The organism is Variovorax sp. 01T439_2 (assembly GCF_056398445.1).
The window spans coordinates 1-1,117 of the sequence record NZ_JBFTPJ010001318.1 but is presented as its reverse complement, the minus strand read 5'-3'; the positions used below and the strand labels follow the sequence as shown (position 1 = coordinate 1,117).

General features: G+C 65.3%; 1 protein-coding gene and 1 pseudogene. Both read right to left on the bottom strand.

Features of this window, described 5'->3' with window-relative positions; translation table 11 throughout:
* Positions 1-126 precede the first annotated feature (126 nt).
* Positions 127-267: an entericidin A/B family lipoprotein gene (locus AC1DOC_RS34610; RefSeq protein ID WP_012746569.1), complete on the bottom strand. Its 141-nt coding sequence runs from the start codon at positions 265-267 to the stop codon at positions 127-129.
* 149 nt (positions 268-416) lie between these two features.
* A pseudogene (locus AC1DOC_RS34605) lies at positions 417-1,088 on the bottom strand (citrate/2-methylcitrate synthase); the annotation flags it as partial.
* Positions 1,089-1,117: the final 29 nt, after the last annotated feature.

Below are 1,117 nucleotides of genomic sequence, written 5' to 3'. Positions count from 1 at the left end.
GCCCTGCCATCGCCATGTGCGATGGGTTCATTGCCCTGGGGCGACGAGTCCCGGCCGCCCCACACGGCAAAACGCCCCGCGCCTCGCTTTGCGGCGAGGGGCGGGGCGCGCGGGGCTCGGGTGTGCCTACTGGCGCTTCTTGGCGGCGTCTTCCATCTTTTCGCCACTCTTCTGGATGTCCTGGCCGGCACCCCTGAAGGTGTTGCAGCCCCCCAGCGGAATGGCAAGTGTGAAAGCGACGGCGATCAGCGCGGCAAGTTGCTTCATGACGGGTCTCCTGAAGGCGTTGAGAAAGGCGGCCCGAAGTCGAGCCTCCGATGCACAACGTATCGACGCCCCGCCGCCGGCCCTGTCAGCCAAGACGCAAAAAAGCTGCCCGAGGGCAGCTTTCCGGCTTGAGCGCAAGCAGCGCGCGTTCAGCGCTTGCCGATGGGCTGCACGTCGCGCTTGGGCGAGCCTTCGAACAGCTGGCGCGGGCGGCCGATCTTGTACTCGGGGTCGCCGATCATTTCGTTGAGCTGGGCAATCCAGCCCACGGTACGGGCCAGCGCGAAGATCGCGGTGAACAGCGGCACCGGGATGCCGATGGCGCGCTGCACGATGCCCGAGTAGAAGTCGACGTTCGGGTAGAGCTTGCGCGACACGAAGTACTCGTCTTCCAGCGCGATCTTCTCGAGTTCCTTGGCGAGCTTGAACAGCGGGTCTTGTTCCAGGCCCAGCTCGGTCAGCACTTCGTTGCAGGTTTCCTGCATCAGCTTGGCGCGCGGGTCGTAGTTCTTGTACACGCGGTGGCCGAAGCCCATGAGCTTGACGTTCGAGTTCTTGTCCTTGACCTTCTTGATGAACTCGCCGATCTTCTCCACGCCGCCTTCCTTCTGGATGTCGTAGAGCATGTTGAGCGCCGCTTCGTTGGCGCCGCCGTGGGCCGGGCCCCAGAGGCAGGCCACGCCGGCTGCGATGGCCGCGAAGGGGTTGGTGCCCGACGAGCCGCACAGGCGCACGGTCGAGGTCGAGGCGTTCTGCTCGTGGTCCGCGTGCAGGATGAAGATGCGGTCGAGCGCGCGCTCGAGCACCGGGTTCACCTTGTACGCGCTCGAGCACCGGGTTCACCTTGTAC